Below are 21919 nucleotides of genomic sequence, written 5' to 3'. Positions count from 1 at the left end.
CGACGGAGAAGCTATCCCGATGCTGGCGTCTCGCGCAATCCTTACGCGACTTGCACTTCCGGCTTCAGCTTGGTTTCGGCGTTGATCGCTCTGAGGAGCGGGCCGAGCTTGTCGAGCGTCGGATTACCCTTCTCGCTCAGCATCCGCATCAGGCTTTTGCGTGAGGTGCCGGTCACCGCTTCGAGGCGTTCGAAGCCGATGGTGGCGTTCACATAGTCGCGCAGCATCGCTTTCGCGGTGATGGTGTCGCCCTCGACCAGCGCGTCGAGCGCTTCGGCATAGAGCGCGGCGCGGAACGCCGCATCGCGGTCGGCGCGCGCCTTGATGGTCGCCTTGAAATCACGGGTCAGGGGCATGATCGCCTCGCTCAGCTCTTCTTGTTCTTCTTCTTGTTCTTCGTCTTCGATGTCGTATTCGCCGCTTCGGCCTTCCGGGCCTTGTATTCGGCCCACAGCGCCTTGGCGCGGTCGATGTCTCTCTGCTGACGCTTTTTCGTCCCTCCGCAGAGCAGGATGACAAGCGTCTCGCCGTCCTGCCCGAAATAGACCCGGTAGCCGGGGCCATAGTCGATGCGCAGCTCCGCCACGCCCTCGCCCAGGGCCTTCAGATCGCCGCCGCCCCGTTCCAGCCGGGTGAGCGCGCGGGTCACGCGGGCCGCTGCGCGAGGATCAAGACCGTTGAACCACGTATCGAACGCCGCATTGCCGTCAGCGTCCTCATAGACGGTAATGGATCGCGGCTGAGCCTCTCGCGTCATATTGGTACCTTATATGTTACCAATTGGCAAGCGGATCGGTTTCACAGCTCGCCTGCAAAGGCGCGGCTTTGTAGGGAGGTGAAGAGAGCCTCTTGTTCGGCGATTGCTTTTTCATTGCTTTCTGCCAAGTGATCGAGCTGCTCGCTGAAATCTGAGAAGCGCTGTTGAATTTCCCTCGGCGGCAGCGGAATCTGAACTTGGGCTAGATGTGATGGGCCGAAGTTGGGCTGAGCGGACCCTGTGATAAGTCGCTCGATCTGCTGACGAAAGCTTCCAATCTCCACAAACGCGCGGAGGTATCTTGCAAGTAAGGTTTCAGAGTTTGGTCGCAGCCTTATAACGCTCGTGTTAAGGCACAAGGGTAGATGACTTTCTCTCACCTCTGCGATTTTGCCCCATGTTACCCCCGAACTTGCAATGACAAGATCACCAGATTCCAGCAAGAAATGAGAGTACTTTTGAGCGACCTCATCTTCGTCAAGGTGGCGCCATGTGTTTTCAAGAACCAGACGACCGTCAACGAGATTTTTCACATTGATGAGCTTGATTCCGGCCTCTCTGAACTGCCACTTTCGGACACCAGGCCCCTCTTGATAGAAAACAACATCGCCGAAACTGACGCACTCGTAAGACCTCCCAGCCTCAAACACTGATCTGAAATACGAGCGCCTGAGTGAGTGATACAACTCACGCGCCCTCTCCCGCGCCCGCCGCAGCGCATCCGCCTTGTCGAGGATCGCCGCGATCCGCTTCTGCTCGTCGAGGGGCGGGAGGGGAATTTCCGATGACCGCACGATCTTGTCGGATACGGCTGGATAGCTCTGCCCGGTCGACAGTCGCACCATTTCGTCGACGAAAGTGGGCATTCGGACCCAATGAAACAGGTACCGCGCATCAAGCCTTTCCGGCTTTGCTCGTAGCACCGAAAAGCCCGTCGAACCGACTGGGTTGAGCAGGCCCTGCGGGACCACCGCGACGCCGTTCAGGTTCGGGCGAACGGTTGATACGAGTACGTCACCGGGATGAACGATCTGCCTGGCTCGGCTTGGGGCGTCGCTTGCTGCGATTCGCGCGACGCCATTGACCCGCTTCTCGGTCTGACTCACCGCGCTGAGATCGATGTAGTCGAACTCATCGAGGCCACGCTTCTCCGGGTCTGCTTTCTCGACCTTGGCGGTGATCTCCCCCAACGCCACCATCGGCCAGCTCACCGCAGCATCTCCTCAAGCTCGGTCAGGCCGTCGGCGATCTCGGCCTCGATCTCGCGCAGCTGGGCGATGAGGGTTTCCGGCGGGTCGTAGTCGACCGCCTCGTGCTCGACCTCCTTGTAGCGGTTGAGCGAGAGGTCATAGCCCGCCGCCGCGATTTCTTCCTTCGGCACGCAGAAACTTTGCGCGGTGCGGGGCCGATCCAGCTCGGACGCATTGCGCAGCGACCAGCGCAGCAACACGTCGGGCAGATTGTTCTTGGCGTGCTCGTCTTCGGTCAGCGCCGTATCGGGACACGGGCCGAGCTTGTCTTCGCTCAAGAGCGGTGTGCGCTTATCGTCGAGCGAGACCCCGTCGGCCTGGACATCGTAGAACCAGACGTGATCGGTGCCGCCCACATCGGTCTTGGTGAAGAACAGGATGGCGGTCGACACCCCGGCATAGGGGCGGAACACGCCGGACGGCAGCTTCACCACCGCGTCGAGTTTGTGCTTTTCGACCAGCGTCTCGCGGATCGTCTTGTGCGCTTTCGATGAGCCGAACAGCACCCCGTCCGGCACGATCACCGCCGCGCGGCCACCGGTGCGCAAGAGGCGCAGGAAGAGCGCGAGGAACAGCAGCTCGGTCTTCTTGGTCTTCACGATGCGCTGAAGGTCCGCCGCCGTCGCCTCATAGTCGAGCGATCCAGCGAAGGGCGGATTGGCGAGGATGAGCGAGTACGCGCCTTTATCCTCGGCATGGTCTTCAGACAGGCTGTCGCGATAGGTAATGTTCGGGTTCTCGACCCCGTGCAGGATCATGTTCATGGCGCCGATGCGCAGCATGGTGTTGTCGAACTCGAACCCGTGGAACAGACCCTCGTTGAAATGCCGGCGCAGATCGGGATCGCTGAACAGGTCCTTGTGGTGTTCGCGAAGGTATTCGCCCGCCGCCACGAGGAAGCCCGCCGTGCCCGCCGCCGGATCGCAGATCACGTCCTTGGGCGTCGGTTTCACCATCTCCACGATGAGCCTGATGATGTGGCGCGGGGTGCGGAACTGGCCGTTCTGTCCGGCGCTCGCGATCTTGGCGAGCATGTATTCGTACACGTCGCCCTTGGTGTCGCGGTCGTCCATCTTCACCTTGTCGAGGAGGTCGACGACCTTCGCCAGGAGGGCGGGGCTGGAAAAGCCAAGCCGCGCGTCCTTCATGTGCTGCGCATAGGCGGTGCCGTTGCCGTTCATCTCGCGCAGGTAGGGGAAGACGTGCCGGTCGACGATCTCGAACATGCGCGCGGCGTCATAGCCCTTGAACCGGGACCAGCGCATGTCCTCATAGGGCAGGCCCAGCTCGTCCTCACCCTCGGGGAAATAGCGCCGCTCCATGGGCTTCTTGAGCCGGTTCGACTTGCGCTCCTCCTTCTCGTGAAGCTCGTCGAGCCGCTTGATGAAGAGCAGGTAGGTGATCTGCTCGATCACCGAGAGCGGGTTCGACACCCCGCCCGACCAGAACGCATTCCAGATGTTATCGATCTGGTTCTTGATCTCACCGGTCACCATGGTCCGGTTTCTCCCCCGTGGTGTATCTGTCGCCACATGTAGCGGAGTCGGCGGGGTGATGGAACGCCATGATGTGCGCGCAGCGTATGGGTTCGAGCGCGTCAAAGCGGCTGCGTATTCACGCGTCGGTGCTGCGCAGCCTTCATATCGAAAAACGATATATCATCCTTATACACCGCCAATCCTCGCCAGACGCTCACAGGGGCGCGAGGCGTGGTTCGGCATGGTGACCAGCGGACGACCGCACGGCGTGCGCCAGTGACCGCCAGGGAGCGAATGGCGAGGTGTTGGGTTAGGGTGTCAGGCTGAAATCAGCGACAAGCGGTGAACTTGGGGCCAACAAGCGGACAACAAGTCGCGCTGTCACCGCTTCAGCGTGAAGAGAAAAGCGCGCTCGTCAGGTTTGGCCCCGAGCCAGTTGAGCACTAGCAAATTAACCAAGATCGCAGCGCCCCATCGCATCGCGACAGTCCCGAGGATCGTGCACCACGTCAGCGCGACACAGATCACGATGACGGCGGGCCAATCGAAGATGAGGTGCCCGAAGGCGAGCCACAAACCCGCTGCCGCCAACCCCGTCCACAAATTGATTGAGGCAAGCAGGCGGACGCCTTTCACCAAGCGCCCCTCGTCAAAGCTCCGGATGTCGCTGAAACGCGGATCGACCGAAGTGCTCATGCAGCACAGCTCCTATCAGTAAGTCATTCAAGTTGGGCGTATATCCCGAAATGGGATGATCCCAATTTCGGATTACTCGCAAGGCGTACCGCTGTCCAGAAGGTGTGCGCCGGGTGTCGCTGCGTGATCCACAGTATCGAGCTGCCATCGACCTGCTCTCCGCAGCGCGGCGTCGGTCTGGCGTGACCCAGGCGCAGCTTGCCGACAGCTTGGGGAAGCCGCAGTCGTTCGTCTCGAAGTTCGAGCGTTTCGAGCGGCGGCTCGACATCGCCGAGTACGTGCGGATCGCAAACGCCGTCGGCCTTGATCCGGACGAGGGATGTCGAGCGCTCCGATGGACGGGTTCGGCGCAATAGCCGCTGGCTGACAGGACAAGCTCTTGGGGCGACCTGTAGAAGATCGCCCCGGTTTAAGGCCAGACTCAGGTGAACAACTTCGCCCGCCCCTCCGGGCCAATCAGCATCAACGACATGATGCGGTCATGGTCTTCGGTCATGTACTCGCACGTCATCCCGGCGTCCCGGATCGCCTGGATGTGCTTGAACTCGGCAGGCGTAACGATCCGCGACAGCATTTCGAGGTAGGGCTGCGCCTTCACGCCCTTCTCCCGCGCGTATTGCTCGACCCACAGCGGGAAAAGGTGCTCAAGCGGGGTATTGGTAAGCCGGGCGATCCCTTTCAGAGCGTGGAGCGCGACACGGGTCTTACCGGTCTTCCACATCGCCACAATGTTCGAGCGCTCATAGCCAAGCTCCGCCGCGATCTCGGCGTTGGTCATGCCGGACAGCTCGGCGAGGTTTTCATTCAGCCATTCCGCGAGCGCATAGCTCGTACCAGTGTTCACCGAAGTCTGCGGGCGACCGGGGCCAGTTTTCTTCATTTTTTCTCCTTCGTCTATTGATCCGGACGCTTGATCGCGTCTGACAACGGAGAGTGTATTCATGGTGAGTTGGCGTTCTCGCGGGAAACGCGAGCTGACTGTATTAAGAGCAATGCCCAACGATACGCTTGTCCGCGATACCCCGAACTATGTCCGCGAAACCACGATCTCAGGCCCTGACAGCGATCAGAAGGCTGCAATTCCTAGCCCGTTCGCGATTGACTTCGTGGGATCGCGGACACTCTGAGACCCGGCAGGCGCAAAAGCCATTGTGTGACGAGACACCGTGTCGGGCTGCTTGAACGTGACGAAACACCGTGGGCAGGCCCTATAGCGGACACCTCAAATCCCATAAGGCGTTGATTTTACTATATCAGACCACCAGCGCGGATAAGAGTAGCGGTAGCAACCACGGTCTTTCGTCACACAACGATGCGCGACACGGTGTTTCGTCACGTTCGTCCGAAATTGGTGTCTTGCTTCAAATGACAAGCGCCGAATGTGCAGCCATCGCCCGCTGCCCAAGGGTCCGGGTGTGAGCCATGACCCGTTCGATCTTCATGTGCTTCCGGGTGCTGTGACGTGATTTCTTGGTATACCCGCCGGGCCAGAACCACCGTTCTCCAATGGCTGAGTATCCACGATCCGAGCACGCCCCGGACCGTCAAGCGGCAATCCCGAAAGCACCTCGCCAGCGTGTCTGACAGCCTTGCGGTTCTCTGGCGTGTCTTCGAGGTCGATCACCCCATGAAGGTGGGGGGCGTCATAAAGCCTCTGCTCGGCGACGATGATGAAGTCCGGCACGTGACCGAAGGACCGCTTGAGGACTTTTGCAAAGCGTTCCCGCAGGTGTGACGCCAGTCCCTTCTTCGCAGCCTGAGCTGCTTTGACGACCTCCGGTGCGAGGTTGATCGTGATCGACAAACCCCGCCCTTGTGACTCGATGCTCTGAGCCATCAGCCCGCACTTCTGTTCGAAGCTGAGGTCACGCCATTGCCGGGGCAGCGTGTCGGTCGTCTCGTTGGAAGAAGAGGAAGGGGGGGCAACTGTACGGCTCGTGGAGCGCCTTCCGCTGCGCTTGCGCTTAGCCCTTGCAGGCAAGCCATCCGGCGTGATGACGTGGCCGTTTGGCAAGCGAACTGGCGTCGCCGATTTGCCGGAAATGACAGCCTTGATCTTTGCGGCACGTGCAAGGTCGCGCTCGTACCTAGCTGCATGCTTCCGCTGTTCCGCCTCTATGGCCAGAGCCGCACGATAGGCTTCCGCCAGATTCAAGGCGGCGTCCCATGCCAGTTGATCACCATCATCCGAGCCGGTGCCGGTGATGGTCACAAGCGTTGGATTGTTGACTTCTACCGTTACGCCGAAATTCTCATCCGGGCCGGGGTTGTTGACCGGATCGGCTTTCCATGCGGCCTTGGCCTTGTTCAGCTTGTCGGCGAACCGTGAGGGCTTTGCCCGTTCTGCGATCCAGAAGAGGTCAATCGCAGCCTCGGTCACTATTTGATCAAGCTGGTCTTGGCTGATTGTCATGAGCGGCGGCTTACCGACTTGGCGCGCGATACCCTCGGCGAGATTGAAGCCGCTGTAATAGTATTCGGGTGCCTCGCGGAGCCAGCCAAGAAGGACCTTTCTGAAATTCGCCCGCCCATGAATTTCGTGGAGATTGAGGTCCCGGCCACGCAGATGGTTCGGGAGGCTGTCGAGCAGCACGGCGTTGCGATCCATGTGGTTCATTTCATTCCCCAAGCCAATCGATCACGCTGACACGTTGCGCACTGCGCAGCTTCAAATCAGGCGCGTTGCACATTCGGCACAGTGTGACATTTCTGCTCGAATTTCCCCAAGGACATATCCCGGAGAGTCTGCTTTCTTCAAGCCACGCCGCCGACGCGGCGAACTCAAGCGAAAGGAACCGCAGCAGACAGAAGGAGGAAGTATGAACGACAATCACGTGTACCTGACCACCAAGGAAGCGGCCCGGATCGTGGGCTTCTCGCACCGGACGCTTGAAGGTATGCGGTGGCGGGGTCGCGGGCCTCGTCACATGGCGCTGCCCAATGGTCGTATCCGCTACCGGAAACAGGACCTGATCGAATGGATCGAGAACGGATCGGAGCCAGAAGCCGCATAGGCCGGTTCCAAGACCAAGAGTGAGCCGCCCTCGGTGTTGCCGGGGGCGGTTTTCGTTTCAGCGCCATATGGGCCGGATCGATTCGGGATGCGGTGCGAACCCGAAGCATCAGGGTCCTTGAGAAGCTATTCTTCTAGGACTTCTCCCCCTGCGACCGATGCTCGCAGATCAGGACACTCTCAAATGAGCGCGGCTGCTTCCACAGTGCTTCCACGCATGGTGTGTGACCGACATTCCGAGAAGCATGCGATGCAGAAACCTTAATAGTTTCAATGGGTTAGGTGGCGCACCGGGGAAGATTCGAACTCCCGACCCCCAGATTCGTAGTCTGGTGCTCTATCCAGCTGAGCTACCGGTGCAGGCCGTCTGTCGGGGCGAGCCCCGAAGAGGCGCGGAAACTAGCCGCGACTTTCGCCGAATGCAAGTACTGCAAAGCGGCAAATGCACACCCGTGTGCAGCGGCATCATACCGCCTGTGTGCGGGCTGCGTGGACGCCGCGCGCCACGGCCCGGGCCAGCGTGTCGGCACAGGCCGATCCCAGTGCGGCCAGGGCCAGTTCGGCACCGCTCTCCGGCAGCGGGCGCGCCGAGGTGGACAGGGCAAACACCACATCGCCGTCAAAGGGCGTGTGCACCGGCCGGATCGCGCGGGCCAGTCCGTCCTGGGCCATGATGGCCAGGCGCCGGGCCTGGGCGGGCGTGAGGGCGGCATCGGTCGCCACGACCGCAATGGTCGTGTTCTCGCGCACGCCGGGATTGACCTTGGCCGCGCCCCAGTCGGCCGGGGAGGCCTGCCAGCCGGCCGGCGGGCGCCCCCCGCCGAACTCGCCGTCGATTTCGTGGGGCCAGGCCCAGTAGACATCGTCCAGTCCCGGCATCGTCACCGAGCCGAAGGCGTTGACGCAGACCAGGGCGCCGACGGTATAGCCCTCGCCCGTCACCAGGCTGGCGCTGCCGGTACCGCCGGGATGCGTGCCGGCCATTGCCCCGAAACCGGCGCCGGCGCGGCCCAGGGCGACCGGTCCGGACGACACGGCGGCCAGGGCATCGCGGCCGAGATCGCGATAGGGCGGACTGGCGCCCCAGGCCTTGTCGCCACCATTGGCCAGATCGTAGAGGATGGCCGAGGGCACGACCGGCGAGCGCGGCACGCCGGGCATGTCGAACAGGGCAAAGCCGCGGCCGGAAGCGCCCAGCTCCGCCGCCACGCCGTCGGCGGCTGCCAGACCGTAGGACGAGCCGCCGGACAGCACCACCGCATCGACGGCATCGACCAGGGTATGGGCGTCCAGCGCGTCGGTTTCGCGCGTGCCGGGACCGCCGCCGCGGACATCGACGGCGCAGACCGCCCGGCTGTCCGGCAGGATGACGGTGACGCCGGTCTTTGCGCCCGCGGCCTCGGCCTGGCCGACGGCAATCCCGGAAACATCCGTCAAACTGTTGGTTTTTCCTGGCATCGCCATGATCGGCCCCTTACCTGTTGCGAACGCTGTGTCTATCGTGACCGGAAGAGAATGAGGGGCAAGTCACATGTTGCGTATGTTTGAGACCACTACTGCCATCACTGCCAGCCTGTTGCTGGCCGCCTGTTCCCAGGCCGGACAGGATGCCGGACCGGCGGCCCCGGCCCCGGCGCCGGACAGCACCGCGCAAGCCCCGGCCGAAGGGCCGGCGATGGTGGCTGCGGCCAACCCGCTGGCCGTCGAGGCCGGCCTTGAAGCGCTGCGCAATGGCGGCGATGCGGTGGATGCGGCGATCGCCGTGCAGGCGGTTCTGGGCCTGGTCGAGCCGCAGAGCTCGGGCCTGGGCGGTGGTGCCTTCATGCTCTACTACGATGCCCAGACAGGCGAACTGACCGCCTATGACGGGCGGGAGAAAGCGCCGGCCGCCGCCGGACCCGACCTCTTCATCGATCCGGAGACCGGCGAACCGCTGAGCTTCTTCGACGCGATCTTCTCCGGCCATTCGATCGGCGCACCGGGCGCGGTGGCGATGCTGGCCATGGCCCACGGCGATCACGGCACCCTGGACTGGGCCGACGGTTTCACGGCGGCAACGGAGCTTGCCGAGAACGGGTTCGAGGTTTCCCCGCGCCTGCACAACCTGATCGCCGGCGTTGCGCCGCGCACGCCGCTGGACGAGTGGGAAGCCACCCGGGACTATTTCTTTACCGATGAGGGCGAGGCCCTGCCCGCCGGTCATCTGCTGCGCAATCCGGACTATGCCGCCACCACGCGGGCGCTGGCCGAAGACTGGCGCAATCTCTATACCGGCCGTATCGCCGAGGAGATCGTCGCGGCGGTGCAGGCCGGGCCGCGCCCGGGCACGCTGACGCTGGAAGACCTGGCGAATTACGAGCCGGTGCGGCGCGAGGCGATCTGCCGGGACTATCGCGAATGGTCGGTCTGCGGCATGCCGCCGCCGGCCTCGGGCGGGGTATCGGTCAACGAGATCCTCGGCCTGCTGGAACCTTATGACATGAGCCAGACCGGTCCGGACACGGTGGAGGGCTGGCGCCGCTTCATCGAGGCCAGCCGCCTCGCCTATGCCGACCGCGACGCCTATATCGGCGATCCGGACTTTGTCTTCGTGCCCGCCGAAGGTCTGCTGGACACGGACTATATCGCCACGCGCTCGGCCCTGATCGACCGGGATACGGCGATCGAGCATGCCGTGCCGGGTATTCCCGAGGGCGTCGACGCACCGGGGGCCGATGCAACGGCCGACGTGCCGGGCACGAGCCATTTCGTGATCGTCGACAGCGATGGCGATGTGGTGTCGATGACCACGACGGTGGAGAGCATTTTCGGCAGCCACCGCATGGCCGGCGGCTTCCTGCTCAACAACCAGCTGACCGACTTCTCGCGCGATCCGCGCGATGCGGAGGGACGGCTGGTGCCGAATGCGCCGGATGGCGGCAAGCGGCCGCGCTCGTCCATGTCGCCGACCATTGTGTTCGATGCGGACGGCCATTTCGAACTGGCCACCGGCTCGCCCGGCGGCTCGTCGATCATCGGATATGTCGCGAAAAGCCTGGTCGGCATGCTGGACTGGGAGCTGACGCCGCAGGACGCCGTGGCCCTGCCCAATGTCGTGGCCCGCGGCGACACGGTGCGGATCGAGGACGGGATGCCGGCGGACGTGCTGGAAGGCCTGCGTGAACTGGGCTTCACCCTGGATGCCAATCGCGGGGAAAACTCCGGCCTGCACGCGGTGCGGCGGCTGGAGGACGGCTCGCTGATTGGCGGAGCGGACCCGCGCCGTGAGGGCGTCGCACTGGAGCCGTAAGCGCTCCACAAGTGCCCGATAGGTGCCCCACAGGAGCCTCGTAAAGACAACGCCCGTGCCACAGCCAGTGACACGGGCGTTTCCTTGAGGATGTCGGGGGAATTTCCTGAGACGCGCGGATCAGACGCGCTCGGCCTCGCGCTCTGCCCCGGCGGCGGCAGCGAGCTGGGCCGGCGTGCGTCCGGTCCAGAAGAGGAAGGTGTCGAGCGGGCTCACCGGCGCGGACGCCGTGCGGCCCGGCTGGTCTTCGCGTTCAACCTTGTCGGCCAGCATGGCCAGTTTCAGCATTTCTTCCGACATGTACGCCTCCTGGCTTCAAGGGCGGCCGGACGGCCGCCGGGATCGGTACTCTGCTGCAGCGCCGGAAACCGGGGGACCGGCAGGGAAGGCCGGCGCTCAACCAGGAAATGCATGAAACCCGGATTTGGTTCCCTGCGGTGGTGCGCGCGGGAGATCGGGGGGGACGGCACTGAGAAAGAACGGCACCAGTATCGCACGGCCCGGAGGGGCGGGGATAAGTTTGCCGCCGCCTAGTCGAACGCGTAGAGCAGCGAGATGTCGAGGCGGACATCGGTGGGTTCGAAACCGGGGCGGTCCTCGAACTCGTGCTCGATGCGCAGACCGGTCTGCACGGCCCAGTCGCCGAACAGGCGGTTGGTCAGGGTGAAGCGCTGGTCGATGCGCGAACCGCCGCCGGCATAGGCCGTGGTCTCGGAGGCAAAGCGCGAGGTTTCGGAAATCTCGTAGGAAAAGCTGGAGCCGGCCTCGGCAACCCAGTCGGTCGTCGTCACACCGGTCGCGGCGGCTTCGCGGAAGCGCTGACCGGCACCGGCGCGCAGCTTCCAGTCCATGCGCGCGCGTTCCAGCACGTGCCAGATACCGCCTGCGGTCAGGAAGGCCGACCGGGAATACAGCCCCACCTCGTCGCGGTCATAGGATCCGCCGGCATAATAGCCGGTGCCATTGTCCAGCTCGCGCTCGACCCGCAGCTCGGCCAGCCAGTTATCGCGCGTGGTGCGGCCATTGTGTTCGGCGATGAAGTATTCGAACTGGCTGTCGATCCGCCAGCCATCCTCCAGCTCGCGGTCCAGCTCGACGGCGAAGGTGAGATCGGTGAGCTCCGAATTGCCCCGCTCCAGCTGGATGCCAGCGCGGATATGGCCCGCCCAGCTGTCATCGCGCAGGGCGCGCAGCGGCGCGGCCAGCCAGCCGCCGGAACCCTCGGGCGCCTCGCCGAAATCGACCGGGGCTTCCCCCGGATCGCGATGTTCCGGATGCGGCGCTGCCGGTGCGGGTGCCGGTACGGCGGGTTCCGGAGCCGGCAGCGGCCAGTCGGCCACGACACCGGCCCGGCCCGGCAGATGCGCCAGGATGGCGGCATGCACTTCGGCGCGCCCGCCATCGACCAGCACCGACACCATGTCGGCGGTTTCCAGGAAGCGGTCGTCGGACAGATCGCGGCTGTCGGCCTCCTGCAGCAGCGCCAGATAGGTCTGCGGCAGCTCGGCCATCGCCGCGGGTGCCAGACCCGACAGCAGGACAATGGCGGCAGCGGCCCGGACACAGGGCACAAAACGGCGCGACGGCATGGCTTCCCCTCAAGACGGTGCTTTCACCGCCTTGCTGGGCGAACAGGCTTAATATTTCGTTGGTTACGTCGTCAGACCGGTCAGTTCACCGAGGTCAGCGCGCCTTCCTGCACGGCCTCGAGCAGATCCTCGTTCAGCCAGCAGGTGCCGTCCGGCGTCCCGTCCAGCGTGCCGTTATAGCCATAGTCCGGCCAGGCGTCGCAATGCCGGGTATCGCCCGCATCCCAGGTGACGGTGAGCGCGCCGCCGGCATCCAGGCTCCACTGGCCCGCCGGGCCTTCGGGCAGCTCGCTGAAGGGCCGGCCGTCATGCGGCTGGGTGAGGACGCGGATGGTCAGCTCGCCGCCGGGCTGGAAGGTGTAGAACCAGTATTCGTCGACCGTCGCGGTGCGCAGGTCGATCGTCACGACCACGCCCTCGGGCGGGGTCTGTGCCAGCGCCGTCCCCGCCAGCGCGGATGTCAGGCCAAGGGCCGCCAGGCCCGCAAGTGCTCTCTTCATGAACGCCTCCCCGGTGTGCAGCCAGGAGATGAGCACGGGCGGGATTAACGGAGGGTGAGCGCCCTCTTCTCCCCCGCCGGGGAGAGGAAGTCATCCATTTTTCCCGGCCGGATGGCCCGCGAAAGCGGGCCGCAGAGCCGGGACCGACCGCGTACGCCTTCAAGCGATGAGTCTCCCGTCGGTCCCGGATCACGCTGACGCGTGTCCGGGAAAAATGGGAAGTATTCGGGAGAGGAAGCGCCCCCCAAAATTTCAGATGCAGACGGCCGCGTTCTGGCGTATGTCCCCGCGCGCCGCGGGCCGGGGCGGGAGGCCGTCTTCGCGCGGTGGATTTTTGACACACCGATGTCGGACACGGCGTTTGACTGCGTCGCCTGCGGAGCCTGCTGTTTCAGCCGCAATCCGCGCTATCTCGTACTGCTCCCGGAAGACCGCGAGCGCGACCTCCCCAGGGACAGCCTCATTGTTGACGGCGAGCGAAGCTTTGTCGACTTCTCCTGCGGCCATTGCGTCCACCTGCAACTGGACCTGACCGCCGGCCAGGCGATCTGCGCCGTCTATGACAACCGCCCCGAAGCCTGCCGCGCCTTCCGCGCGGGCAGTTTCGAATGCGGCAAGGCGATCCGCGCCAACGGCATCCTGGGCGAAAAGGTGCGCGAGGTTCGGGTGGCTTGAGCGGCCCTCGTCCTGGCCACAAACAGGAGACGCATTGCCTGGACGGGCTGTCCTTGTCACCTTCGTGTCGCCTGCCTGTCGTGGGCGACAGGGCGCGCGGCGGCTAGAAGACGAGGCCGCAATTGAACGGGACGGCTCGACCGATGGGACTGAAATCACTGCGTCTTGAGAAAGGCTGGTCACAGGAACAGCTCGCCGCGATCAGCGGACTGAGCGACCGCACGATCCAGCGGGCCGAGCGCGGCGAGACCCCGAGCCTGGAAACCGTGCGCGCCCTGGCCGCCAGTTTCGACCTCTCCCCGGCGCAATTGCGGGACCTGATCGAAACACCGGAGGAGCCCGCCACCATGGCCACGCCCGAGACATCCACCCCGCCCGCCGCATCCATCCCCGCCGCCTGGCAACGCGTCATCCTGGCAGCCGCGGCGTCGGCCGCCGTCCTGACCGGGCTCGCCCTGATGCAGGCCTTCGCCGGCTGGGACCCCGAACTCCTGCCCGTCGCCGGCCTCATCGGCGTCGGCATCACCGCCACCCTGATCTTCCTGGCGATGGGAAGGGCGAAGGGGGATGATGCGGGTGAGTAAGGCGCTTGCTCCTTCTCCCGGCCGGGGAAAGTTGAGCCGGCCGTGAACCCCTTGCCGCCCGTGCGCCGTATCCAGAGCCGGCAATAGGGCGTATGACCCGAGGGGTGCGCGTCCGCCGGATGCGCCTCGTGCGAAGGAGCACACCATGGCCAAAGGCCAGAAACGATCCAACAAGGAACACAAGAAACCCAAGGCCGAGAAAAAGCCCGCCCCCGCCCCGGCTCCTGCCGGGAGCGTCGCCGGCGTGGTCGACCGCCTGCGCAAATAGCGCCGGCCCGGCCGGGCGGCGGGGACGCGTCACGCCATGCGCATGAGGTTCAGGAGAAGGTGGGGATACGCATCGCAGATGGTGTGTGTCCCCGTTTTCCCGGGTAGGTGGGGAGCCACATCGTAAAGGGTGTGTGTCCCCATTTTTACCCGTTTTTACTGCCGCCGCTCCACGGCGGTGACGTCGGGATTGGTGATCCAGCACAGGGATTGCGGATCGGCGCTTTCGCCCACGGCGATCTGCGGCCATTCCTCGCACAGGGCCTGGTCGGACCCCGCGGCCAGCAATTGCAGATGATAGGCGGGGTCGGTCCCGAACGGCGGCGCATCGGACAGGCCGTCCACGCCATTGCCCGCGATCTCGACGAAGCCGCTGGCATGCCAGCGCCCGCTTCCGCCCGGCTCGCCATAGCCGTCAAACCCGTCCAGCCCGCGCGGGGCCTCGGAGGAGATCACGGAACCGGCGTGGAATGTATAGATCACGGTCATCCCGCTGACCGGCGGACTGTCCCCGAACGTCACGGCATAGACCTGCCCGGCCGGCGTGGCGTCCTCCCGGGCGAACCCGGCCGCCGGCATGGCCAGCGCCGCCGCGAGTGCGGCGAGCGTCATGATCGAAAACGGGCGCATGATGTCCCCTCCCCCTGTGTGCAAGCTGGCGCACAGTGTGCCCGGCCCGGAATGAAGACGGTATGAATGGGGGCTCCCTTCTCCCCTTCTCCCCGGCCGGGGAGAGGAGGCACCTGCCGCGACCACCAAGCGCTACTTCCCCCGGACCTGTTCCGGGGCCCGCCGCCCTCACCCGTACAGGCACCGCCGCACGAAATCGCGACGCTCACCAGACCCCGGAACGGGTCCGGGGAAAGCGGGTGAGTGTGTGAGGAAGAGCGCGCCCGGCGCGCAGCCAGCCATAAACCCCTTGCTGGCAGGGGGCCGTATTGAATTCCCGCGGTCAAGGGTGAGAACCGCGAAGCGGCGGCCCAGCGAGGCCTGAAAAGCCTGTCCCCGCACAGGCGGGGATCACACCACTTTTCAGATAAAGCCGAGCGACCAGGGAGCCGCCCTTGACCGCGGGAATTCAATACGGCTGGGTCTCGGCATGGGGTTTATGGGGAGGTGTGGGGGGCGCATCCGCGCAATGTCCACGCCAACTCGACGCTCTAAGTCGCCGTTTACTTGCTCCACCCGCCCGAACTCGCTTATCGTTGTGTCAAATAGAGGAGGCGGACTTGCCGAGGTTTGCATTTTCTACGTTTGTGAAACTGGGGCACCTTCCATCTCACGAACTGTCTGCGGAAATCGAAAAATATTCGTCACCGAACTCGGGATACGATTTCTACAAGACATTAAGAAGATCCGCGCGCCAGTACGCCGGAGACCAGATGAACTTTGAGGAAGCTGCGCATTACATCCAGAAACTCAAACCCGGACCCGAGAAGACATATAACCTAGATGCGCTAACGAATCTAAGACAGTGGATTAAAAAACATAAGCCCAAGCTCTATTCACCGCCAGAATTCAGGATTTATACCGGCCCGCAGAAAACTTTTGAAGTCCGCGTTGAGCCGGAGTTCACAATGGAGTTCAGTGAGATTCTGTGGAATGTTCACGTATTCTACAATCATAACATTAAGCTAAAGCCTACTTCGACAGAACCTGCATTGCATTTATTGCAAAGGAAGTATATCGGCGAAACGGAAGGCAACGCGCACCCTGCCATTCTTGACCTTGCGACAGGAAAACTCTTCGGAAAGAAATGGAATACAAATCGCGCAGCGAGAAATTTTGCACATCTTGTGGGAGATATTGCTCGACGCTTCGAATAACACCGGAATACCAACAATAATGAAAATGAGCCCGAACAGTGACTAAATATGTATTTATAGACACTTGTGAATTTGTAAAATTTTTTGAAGCGAGCAAAGTCGATATAAAGACACTCGCCAAATTCGCAGATAAGATATCCGACACCGATTTCGTTTTCGTGACGACTAAACAGGTAAAGCAGGAATACAAGAAAAACAGATTGCGCGCCATAAAAACAATAATTGAATCTACTGTAAATAGAAACCCAAAAATTTTACCCCCAGCACTAGGAAGTATTGACGAAAAAAACAAGTATGAAAGCCTTATTTCTGAAACAGAAAAACTCATATCTGAAGTAAGCCGAAAGGCGCTTGCGAAAGCGAAAAACAATCGCCTTGGCGCCGACCAAGCCATAAAAAAGATCTTTGATAGCTCAACAGAAATAGAAATCACTCCTGAAATTATTCAGAAAGCCAGAAACCGGTTTGATAGAGGCTTGCCTCCGAGAAAATATGGGAAGTCCGATTCTATCGGAGATGCTATAAATTGGGAGTGCCTGCTGTCTAACGCGGGATTTCTCGACGAGCTCTATATAGTATCGGGAGATGGGGATTTTGAATCTCAACTTTTCCCCTTGCGGCCAAATGAACTTTTGAGCGATGACTGGGCCTCAGAAACTCTTGACTCAACCTATATATATAAAAGCCTTAGTCACTTTATTAAAGACAAGATAGATCAGGAAATTGATGCTCTCGATAGCGACCGGTTCACTGCCGTTCACGAACTAGCAGAAAGCCCATCATTCTCATTCACTCATGCATACATCAAAGTTGCTAAATCCTTCACGCATTTCACTGAGAGTGAGATTGAAAAGCTAATATCCGCACTAGAAAATAATACGCAAATTAACTGGATAAGCAAGGACCCAGACGTATCTGCATTTTATACCTCTATATACTATAATAACTCAGACCATTTCTCGGAATCCCAGAAGGAGAGGCTGTCTGAGTTCTATAGCCTTCCAGAATAGTATTTTTGTATGGTGCGAACCATATCTTGAAAAGCTCGGATCGAGCACGAACTCCCCCCTCTTCGGCGCCCGCAAATCTCCTAATCCACCCAAAGCGATAGGTTTTCCGAAACTCAACTCCCTTCAAGGAGAAGCACGCACAGCGCGCGCCCTCACGCACACCTCTCGCGCAGACAGCGCCATAGACCTCTTGCCGACAAGCCTACGATGAAAAGATTAGGATGCGGTGGGAATGGCCGCCAACAATCCCGCTACTAGTGCGGCAAAAACCGCCATTATCGTGTCTGCTTGCAGCGCGACACGCGCTACTGTGAAAACGAACAAGAAAACGCTAATTGGCGCCTTTAGTCTCGCGACCAATCTTTTCGCATCCCGAAACAACACCACCCTTGCAAAGAGAAGCTTTTGCCGCCACTCGCGGAAGGCGATCACTCGAGACCCGCGCTTGGATAAGCGGAAGTGGGTTTCCGGTAGCAATCCAAGCCGCAACGATTTCGTCGGCGGGGGCTCCTTAACCTCGGTATCCAGAACACCCGCCTTTCCCAGAAAGTCGAGATAGAATCTGAGCTGGCGAGTTACGCCATCGCGTTCGTCATTCGACAGCTCGTCAATGGCCTTTCCACCAAAGAGCATCTCGGTATCTTCCACAGCTTCTCGAAGGTCGCTAAACTGCCAGTATATCTCGCCGTCTCCTTTCACAATTCGCGCAATTTCGCCCAACCATTCGGTAGCGTCAGTCGCCTGCTCAAGAAGGTGTTTGAAGTATCGGCGCATTGTTGATTTTGGAGCTTGAGGGTGTTTTGGGATTAATCCACTGGCTGGGCCTTGTCTGCCTCTAGATAAATCTCCCCGCCCAGCGCCTTGAACTCCGCCGCCTTCTCCGCCATCCCGGCTTCGGCATCCACCGCATTCGGCGCCCGCGCACTCCCGAACGTGTCCCGGATCTCACGCGTAATCTCCATCGAGCAGAATTTCGGCCCGCACATCGAGCAGAAATGGGCGACCTTGTGGGCCTCCTTCGGAAGCGTCTGGTCGTGGAAATCGCGCGCCGTTTCCGGGTCGAGGGCGAGGTTGAACTGGTCTTCCCAGCGGAATTCGAACCTTGCGCGTGACAGGGCGTCGTCGCGGATCTTGGCCGCCGGGTGGCCCTTGGCAAGGTCGCCGGCATGGGCGGCGATCTTGTAGGTGACCACCCCCACTTTCACGTCATCGCGGTCGGGCAGGCCCAGATGCTCTTTCGGGGTGACATAGCAGAGCATGGCACAGCCGAACCAGCCGATCATCGCGGCGCCGATGCCAGAGGTGATGTGGTCATAGCCCGGGGCGATATCGGTGGTGAGCGGGCCGAGCGTGTAGAAGGGCGCCTCGTGGCACTCCTTCAGCTGTTTATCCATGTTTTCCTTGATCTTGTGCATGGCGACATGGCCGGGCCCCTCGATCATCACCTGGCAGCCCTTCTCCCAGGCGATCTTGGTCAGCTCGCCCAGGGTTTCCAGTTCGGCGAACTGGGCGCGGTCATTGGCATCCGCGATGGAGCCGGGACGCAGCCCGTCGCCCAGGGAGAAGGAGACATCGTAGGCGCGCATGATGTCGCAGATCTCCTCGAAATGCGTGTAGAGGAAGCTTTCCTTGTGATGCGCCAGGCACCATTTCGCCATGATCGAGCCGCCGCGCGAGACAATGCCGGTGACGCGGTCGGCGGTGAGCGGCACATAGGCCAGGCGCACGCCGGCATGGATGGTGAAATAGTCCACCCCCTGCTCGGCCTGCTCGATCAGCGTGTCGCGGAACACCTCCCAGGTCAGGTCCTCGGCGATGCCGTTCACCTTCTCCAGCGCCTGGTAGATCGGCACGGTGCCGATCGGGACGGGCGAATTGCGCAGGATCCATTCGCGCGTGTTGTGGATATTCTTGCCGGTGGAGAGGTCCATCACCGTGTCGGCGCCCCAGCGGATCGCCCAGACCATTTTCTCCACCTCTTCCTCGACCGAGGAGGCGACGGCGGAATTGCCGATATTGGCGTTGATCTTGGTGAGGAAGTTGCGGCCGATGATCATCGGCTCGAGTTCCGGGTGGTTGATATTGGCCGGGATGATGGCGCGGCCGCGGGCGATCTCGTCGCGCACGAATTCCGGCGTGACGTGTTCGGGGATGGAGGCACCGAAGCTCTCGCCGTCGGCGATGCGCGCGGCGGCGCCCTCCACCGCGGCCTTGCGGCCCAGGTTTTCCCGCTCGGCGACATAGACCATTTCCGGCGTGATGATGCCGGCCTTGGCGAATTCATACTGGGTGAGCGGTGCGCGTTTCGTGCTGTCCCAGCTGGTGTCCTCGCCCATCGAGCAGGGCGAGGAGGCGCTGTCCACCGGCGCGGCCTCGGTGCGCGCACGCAGCGGCTTGTTGCGCACGGGGAATTCGCGGGCGAGGTATTTGCCCGAGGCGCCGCCATTGTCGAGCGGGGAGAGCGGACGGCCTTCGTAGGCCTCGACCTGGCGGTCCTTGTACCAGTCGAGCCGGTGGCGCGGCAGGCCGTGTTCGACATCCAGCTTGTGGTGCGGATCGCTGTACGGCCCCGACGTGTCGTAGACGCGCACCGGCGGCTCGTTGGCCGTGGGATGCAGGTCGATCTCGCGATGCGGCACTTTCAGCGCCGGCGCCGTCGCCGGCGACGTATAGACCCGGCGCGACCCCGGCAGCGGCCCGGTGGTGACCTTGGGAGTCTCGAATTGCGATTGGGAGGTGGGCTTGTTCATGGGTTCGGTCTCTTACGGGTTTGACGGTGAAGGCACGGCGCACTTGCGCGCGCGGGCCCGGACGGAGGCGGCCGGATCGTCCAGCGCTGCGCGGTGCGCAGCATCGGCCTCGGCGAGAAGATCAGGATGGCGGGCGGCCAGGCGGCACAGCGCGCTGACCGACCAGGCCCGCAGGAAGGGCCGGTCATGATCGAGATGCTGCCGCGCCAGATCTGCAAAAGGCGCAACCGCGTCCGGCGGCACGGGCTGGTATTCCAGCAGCTGCAGCACGTGCAGCACGCCCGACCAGTCCTGCAATCCGCCAAGCCGGGTCCCCAGCGCGGCAAGCCGGGCCTCGGTGAGCCGGCCGCCCTGGCGCGCATGATCGAGCAATAGCCAGCTGGCGCCGCTCTGCACCATCGGCGCGTCGTCGCCACACAGGGCGATCAGGCTGTCCAGATAGTCCGGCGCGTCAGACCATCGCACAGCCGCTTCCGACAAAAGGCTGACAGCCTTGCCATCGAAACAGTCCAGCGCGCCGCGCAAGGCGGCCTGAGTGTGGGCGGTCGTCACGTCTCTTGCTCCATCCCGACGCCGGCATGACCCGGATCCGGTCCTAAGGGTGAAGTCTCAGCCCTTGTCCCCGACCCGATCGGGGACCCCGATCAGGATGCGGCGCAAGGACACCCCTTGGAACTGTTGACGGCGAGGATGGAGAAGTGCGGCCGATTTGGCAACCGGGTCAGGTCTTGACGACCTGCTCGCGGATCAGGCGTTCGACGCCGCGCGGGTCGGCGATGCCGAAGAAGCCGAAATCGGTGAGATGGCCGGCCTGCTCTTCCGGATCGCCGCTGCCGCGCGGCAGGGCATCGCGGAAGATGATGTCGCCGCGGCGGGTACCGCGCCGGAACAGCGAGCCCAGATCGCCGGCGCCGAAACTGCGCGACCGGCCGCCGCCGGTCAGCACGATCGCCCGCCTGTCGGTGAGCGCATAGAGCGTGCCGCGCACGGCGAAGGCCTTGATCAGCGAGGAGACGAACAGCCAGATGCCGAACAGGAAGAAGAGCGGCCCGATCACCATCGCCACGCGGAAAAAGAGCTGGCTGTCCTCATTCCCGGCGGAGAACAGCCAGGCGATACCGGTCCACAGGATGGAGAAGGCGGTCCAGGGAATGGCGAAGAGCGCCGTCTTGCCGCCGCGCAGCCAGGCGAGCCGGACGATATTCGGCCGCCCCGTCCACAACAGTTTCTCGCCCGCTGCCAGTTCCGGCCGCACGGCCGCCTCGATCGCTGGATTCATCCCGGTCTCCCTTGTCCCGCCGCCGGAGATCAATACCCGGTTCGGCCGGTTCCGCTATTGCCCGCGTGCGGGGGACCGTCACTCCCCTGTTCAGGGCATTCAGCCGGCATTCAGGAAGGCGGAGCGAGGGTCCGATATCCGCGCATGAGGCGTGGGGAGGACGCACCGATGATCCTGACCATGACACTCGCCGCCAGCCTGGCGCAATCCTGGATGCGCCCGCCGGTTGAAAATCCGGCCGGGCCGGACATCTCCGGCCATTATGCCGAACTGCAGGCCAGCGGCGTGTCGGGCTGCAATACGGCCGGCGTGCCGCGCACGCTGGATATCCATATCCTCGCCGAGCCGCCCCACTATCGCTCCGCCAATATCGGCGAGATGGCCTATGATCTGGGCGAAGGCGACGCGCCGGGCGGCAGTTTCACCGTCGCCGGACAGCCGGACCGCAAAGCGCTGGCCGACGGGTCCGAACGCATAGGCTTCGGCGGCGGCTGGGTTCACACGGCCGGGCGCTATGTCGACGGGATAACCGACGGGCAATTGCGCGGCCGGGTCGAGGTGGAACTGGACCGGCTGGCCGACGGCACGCTGCGCCTGGTCTCGATCACCCGGGCCGAACGCCAGAATGATGAGGGCGTCCCCGTCGTCACGGATGGCCGCCTGCCCGACGGCACCGAACTGCGCCCCTTTTCACGCTGCGGGGACGCGTCGCGCTAGCGCTGGCGGAGGGACGCCGTCAGACGCCGCCCGCCACGCGCAGCGAGGCGGGTGCAGACTGCACGATTACCGCGACGATCACCGCCGCCAGCAGGGCGACGGGCAGAAGAAGTTTCAGCAGGGCTTTCATCGCCAGCCAGACTAGGTCATAAACTCATAAACGGGATTCCGTTTTTGGCCGAAGCCTGATTCAACCTTCGCGAGGAGGATATGGATCATGGGCCGTCGCCGCTACGAGT

At 62.7% G+C, this 21919-nt stretch carries 25 protein-coding genes, 1 tRNA gene and 1 riboswitch; of the genes, 9 read left to right on the top strand and 17 right to left on the bottom strand.

Annotated features, from left to right (window positions below):
* Positions 1-41 precede the first annotated feature (41 nt).
* From PKE71_RS03490 to PKE71_RS03470, 5 genes are all read right to left on the bottom strand, one after another.
* Positions 42-356, bottom strand: a complete 315-nt coding sequence (locus PKE71_RS03490) for a helix-turn-helix domain-containing transcriptional regulator (RefSeq protein ID WP_271185570.1) — start codon at positions 354-356, stop codon at positions 42-44.
* An 11-nt stretch (positions 357-367) separates the two neighbouring features.
* A complete protein-coding gene (locus PKE71_RS03485) occupies positions 368-757 on the bottom strand; it encodes a type II toxin-antitoxin system RelE/ParE family toxin (protein WP_271185569.1) in 390 nt (129 codons plus the stop codon).
* 41 nt (positions 758-798) lie between these two features.
* The gene (locus tag PKE71_RS03480) at positions 799-1968 is read right to left on the bottom strand and encodes a restriction endonuclease subunit S (RefSeq protein ID WP_271185568.1); all 1170 of its coding nucleotides are present in this window, start codon (positions 1966-1968) and stop codon (positions 799-801) included.
* Positions 1965-3503, bottom strand: a complete 1539-nt coding sequence (locus PKE71_RS03475; protein ID WP_271185567.1) for a type I restriction-modification system subunit M — start codon at positions 3501-3503, stop codon at positions 1965-1967. Before PKE71_RS03475 ends, PKE71_RS03480 begins: the two co-directional genes overlap by 4 nt.
* Before the next feature lie 363 nt (positions 3504-3866).
* The gene (locus PKE71_RS03470) at positions 3867-4181 is read right to left on the bottom strand and encodes a hypothetical protein (protein ID WP_271185566.1); all 315 of its coding nucleotides are present in this window, start codon (positions 4179-4181) and stop codon (positions 3867-3869) included.
* Between the two features lie 113 nt (positions 4182-4294).
* On the opposite strand from PKE71_RS03470, the gene PKE71_RS03465 reads away from it, so the two are divergent.
* Positions 4295-4537, top strand: a complete 243-nt coding sequence (locus PKE71_RS03465) for a helix-turn-helix domain-containing protein (RefSeq protein ID WP_271185565.1) — start codon at positions 4295-4297, stop codon at positions 4535-4537.
* A gap of 65 nt (positions 4538-4602) precedes the next feature.
* Here the strand turns inward: PKE71_RS03465 and PKE71_RS03460 are convergent, their stop codons facing one another.
* Both PKE71_RS03460 and PKE71_RS03455 read right to left on the bottom strand, forming a co-directional pair.
* On the bottom strand, positions 4603-5061 hold the full coding sequence (locus PKE71_RS03460) for a helix-turn-helix transcriptional regulator (protein ID WP_271185564.1): 459 nt from the start codon (positions 5059-5061) through the stop codon (positions 4603-4605).
* Between the two features lie 558 nt (positions 5062-5619).
* Positions 5620-6798, bottom strand: a complete 1179-nt coding sequence (locus PKE71_RS03455) for a hypothetical protein (protein WP_271185563.1) — start codon at positions 6796-6798, stop codon at positions 5620-5622.
* Positions 6799-7000: 202 nt separating this feature from the next.
* On the opposite strand from PKE71_RS03455, the gene PKE71_RS03450 reads away from it, so the two are divergent.
* Positions 7001-7195: a helix-turn-helix domain-containing protein gene (locus tag PKE71_RS03450; RefSeq protein ID WP_271185562.1), complete on the top strand. Its 195-nt coding sequence runs from the start codon at positions 7001-7003 to the stop codon at positions 7193-7195.
* Between the two features lie 282 nt (positions 7196-7477).
* Here PKE71_RS03450 and PKE71_RS03445 read toward each other — a convergent pair.
* Together PKE71_RS03445 and PKE71_RS03440 are read right to left on the bottom strand one after the other, a co-directional pair.
* Positions 7478-7554, bottom strand: a tRNA-Arg gene (locus PKE71_RS03445).
* A gap of 105 nt (positions 7555-7659) precedes the next feature.
* Complete coding sequence (locus tag PKE71_RS03440; RefSeq protein ID WP_373878787.1) at positions 7660-8658, bottom strand: P1 family peptidase; 999 nt, start codon at positions 8656-8658, stop codon at positions 7660-7662.
* Positions 8659-8725: 67 nt separating this feature from the next.
* Between PKE71_RS03440 and ggt the strand changes: the two genes are divergently transcribed.
* Complete coding sequence (gene ggt / locus PKE71_RS03435; protein WP_271185560.1) at positions 8726-10483, top strand: gamma-glutamyltransferase; 1758 nt, start codon at positions 8726-8728, stop codon at positions 10481-10483.
* Between the two features lie 120 nt (positions 10484-10603).
* Here the strand turns inward: ggt and PKE71_RS03430 are convergent, their stop codons facing one another.
* From PKE71_RS03430 to PKE71_RS03420, 3 genes are all read right to left on the bottom strand, one after another.
* Positions 10604-10783, bottom strand: coding sequence for a hypothetical protein (locus PKE71_RS03430; protein ID WP_271185559.1), 180 nt, complete (start codon positions 10781-10783; stop codon positions 10604-10606).
* A 230-nt stretch (positions 10784-11013) separates the two neighbouring features.
* The gene (locus PKE71_RS03425; RefSeq protein ID WP_271185558.1) at positions 11014-12072 is read right to left on the bottom strand and encodes a DUF481 domain-containing protein; all 1059 of its coding nucleotides are present in this window, start codon (positions 12070-12072) and stop codon (positions 11014-11016) included.
* An 80-nt stretch (positions 12073-12152) separates the two neighbouring features.
* Positions 12153-12572 carry a hypothetical protein gene (locus PKE71_RS03420; protein ID WP_271185557.1) on the bottom strand — a complete coding sequence of 140 codons (420 nt, stop codon included), beginning with the start codon at positions 12570-12572 and terminating at the stop codon, positions 12153-12155.
* Positions 12573-12917: 345 nt separating this feature from the next.
* Here PKE71_RS03420 and PKE71_RS03415 point away from each other — a divergent pair, with 345 nt between their 5' ends.
* The 3 genes from PKE71_RS03415 to PKE71_RS03405 all read left to right on the top strand — a co-directional run bounded on the left by PKE71_RS03415 (position 12918) and on the right by PKE71_RS03405 (position 14099).
* A complete protein-coding gene (locus tag PKE71_RS03415; protein ID WP_271185556.1) occupies positions 12918-13247 on the top strand; it encodes a YkgJ family cysteine cluster protein in 330 nt (109 codons plus the stop codon).
* Between the two features lie 143 nt (positions 13248-13390).
* The gene (locus PKE71_RS03410) at positions 13391-13831 is read left to right on the top strand and encodes a helix-turn-helix domain-containing protein (RefSeq protein ID WP_271185555.1); all 441 of its coding nucleotides are present in this window, start codon (positions 13391-13393) and stop codon (positions 13829-13831) included.
* Between the two features lie 145 nt (positions 13832-13976).
* Positions 13977-14099 carry a hypothetical protein gene (locus tag PKE71_RS03405; protein WP_271185554.1) on the top strand — a complete coding sequence of 41 codons (123 nt, stop codon included), beginning with the start codon at positions 13977-13979 and terminating at the stop codon, positions 14097-14099.
* Positions 14100-14254: 155 nt separating this feature from the next.
* On the opposite strand, the gene PKE71_RS03400 is transcribed toward PKE71_RS03405, so the two are convergent.
* Positions 14255-14728: a hypothetical protein gene (locus tag PKE71_RS03400; RefSeq protein WP_271185553.1), complete on the bottom strand. Its 474-nt coding sequence runs from the start codon at positions 14726-14728 to the stop codon at positions 14255-14257.
* 599 nt (positions 14729-15327) lie between these two features.
* On the opposite strand from PKE71_RS03400, the gene PKE71_RS03395 reads away from it, so the two are divergent.
* Both PKE71_RS03395 and PKE71_RS03390 read left to right on the top strand, forming a co-directional pair.
* Positions 15328-15924, top strand: coding sequence for a hypothetical protein (locus tag PKE71_RS03395; protein WP_271185552.1), 597 nt, complete (start codon positions 15328-15330; stop codon positions 15922-15924).
* Between the two features lie 38 nt (positions 15925-15962).
* A complete protein-coding gene (locus PKE71_RS03390; protein WP_271185551.1) occupies positions 15963-16934 on the top strand; it encodes a PIN domain-containing protein in 972 nt (323 codons plus the stop codon).
* 216 nt (positions 16935-17150) lie between these two features.
* Here the strand turns inward: PKE71_RS03390 and PKE71_RS03385 are convergent, their stop codons facing one another.
* The 4 genes from PKE71_RS03385 to PKE71_RS03370 form a co-directional block, all read right to left on the bottom strand.
* The gene (locus tag PKE71_RS03385) at positions 17151-17708 is read right to left on the bottom strand and encodes a hypothetical protein (protein WP_271185550.1); all 558 of its coding nucleotides are present in this window, start codon (positions 17706-17708) and stop codon (positions 17151-17153) included.
* 32 nt (positions 17709-17740) lie between these two features.
* On the bottom strand, positions 17741-19684 hold the full coding sequence (thiC, locus tag PKE71_RS03380; RefSeq protein WP_271185549.1) for a phosphomethylpyrimidine synthase ThiC: 1944 nt from the start codon (positions 19682-19684) through the stop codon (positions 17741-17743).
* A 12-nt stretch (positions 19685-19696) separates the two neighbouring features.
* A complete protein-coding gene (locus PKE71_RS03375; protein ID WP_271185548.1) occupies positions 19697-20236 on the bottom strand; it encodes a hypothetical protein in 540 nt (179 codons plus the stop codon).
* Positions 20233-20364: riboswitch (TPP riboswitch) on the bottom strand. (Overlaps the previous gene by 4 nt.)
* 41 nt (positions 20365-20405) lie before the next feature.
* Complete coding sequence (locus PKE71_RS03370) at positions 20406-20963, bottom strand: hypothetical protein (protein WP_271185547.1); 558 nt, start codon at positions 20961-20963, stop codon at positions 20406-20408.
* 168 nt (positions 20964-21131) lie between these two features.
* Between PKE71_RS03370 and PKE71_RS03365 the strand changes: the two genes are divergently transcribed.
* Complete coding sequence (locus PKE71_RS03365) at positions 21132-21680, top strand: hypothetical protein (protein ID WP_271185546.1); 549 nt, start codon at positions 21132-21134, stop codon at positions 21678-21680.
* The last annotated feature ends 239 nt before the right edge of the window (positions 21681-21919 follow it).

The organism is Maricaulis virginensis (assembly GCF_027922185.1).
GTDB lineage: Bacteria > Pseudomonadota > Alphaproteobacteria > Caulobacterales > Maricaulaceae > Maricaulis > Maricaulis virginensis.
This window is presented reverse-complemented; position numbering and strand designations above follow the sequence as displayed.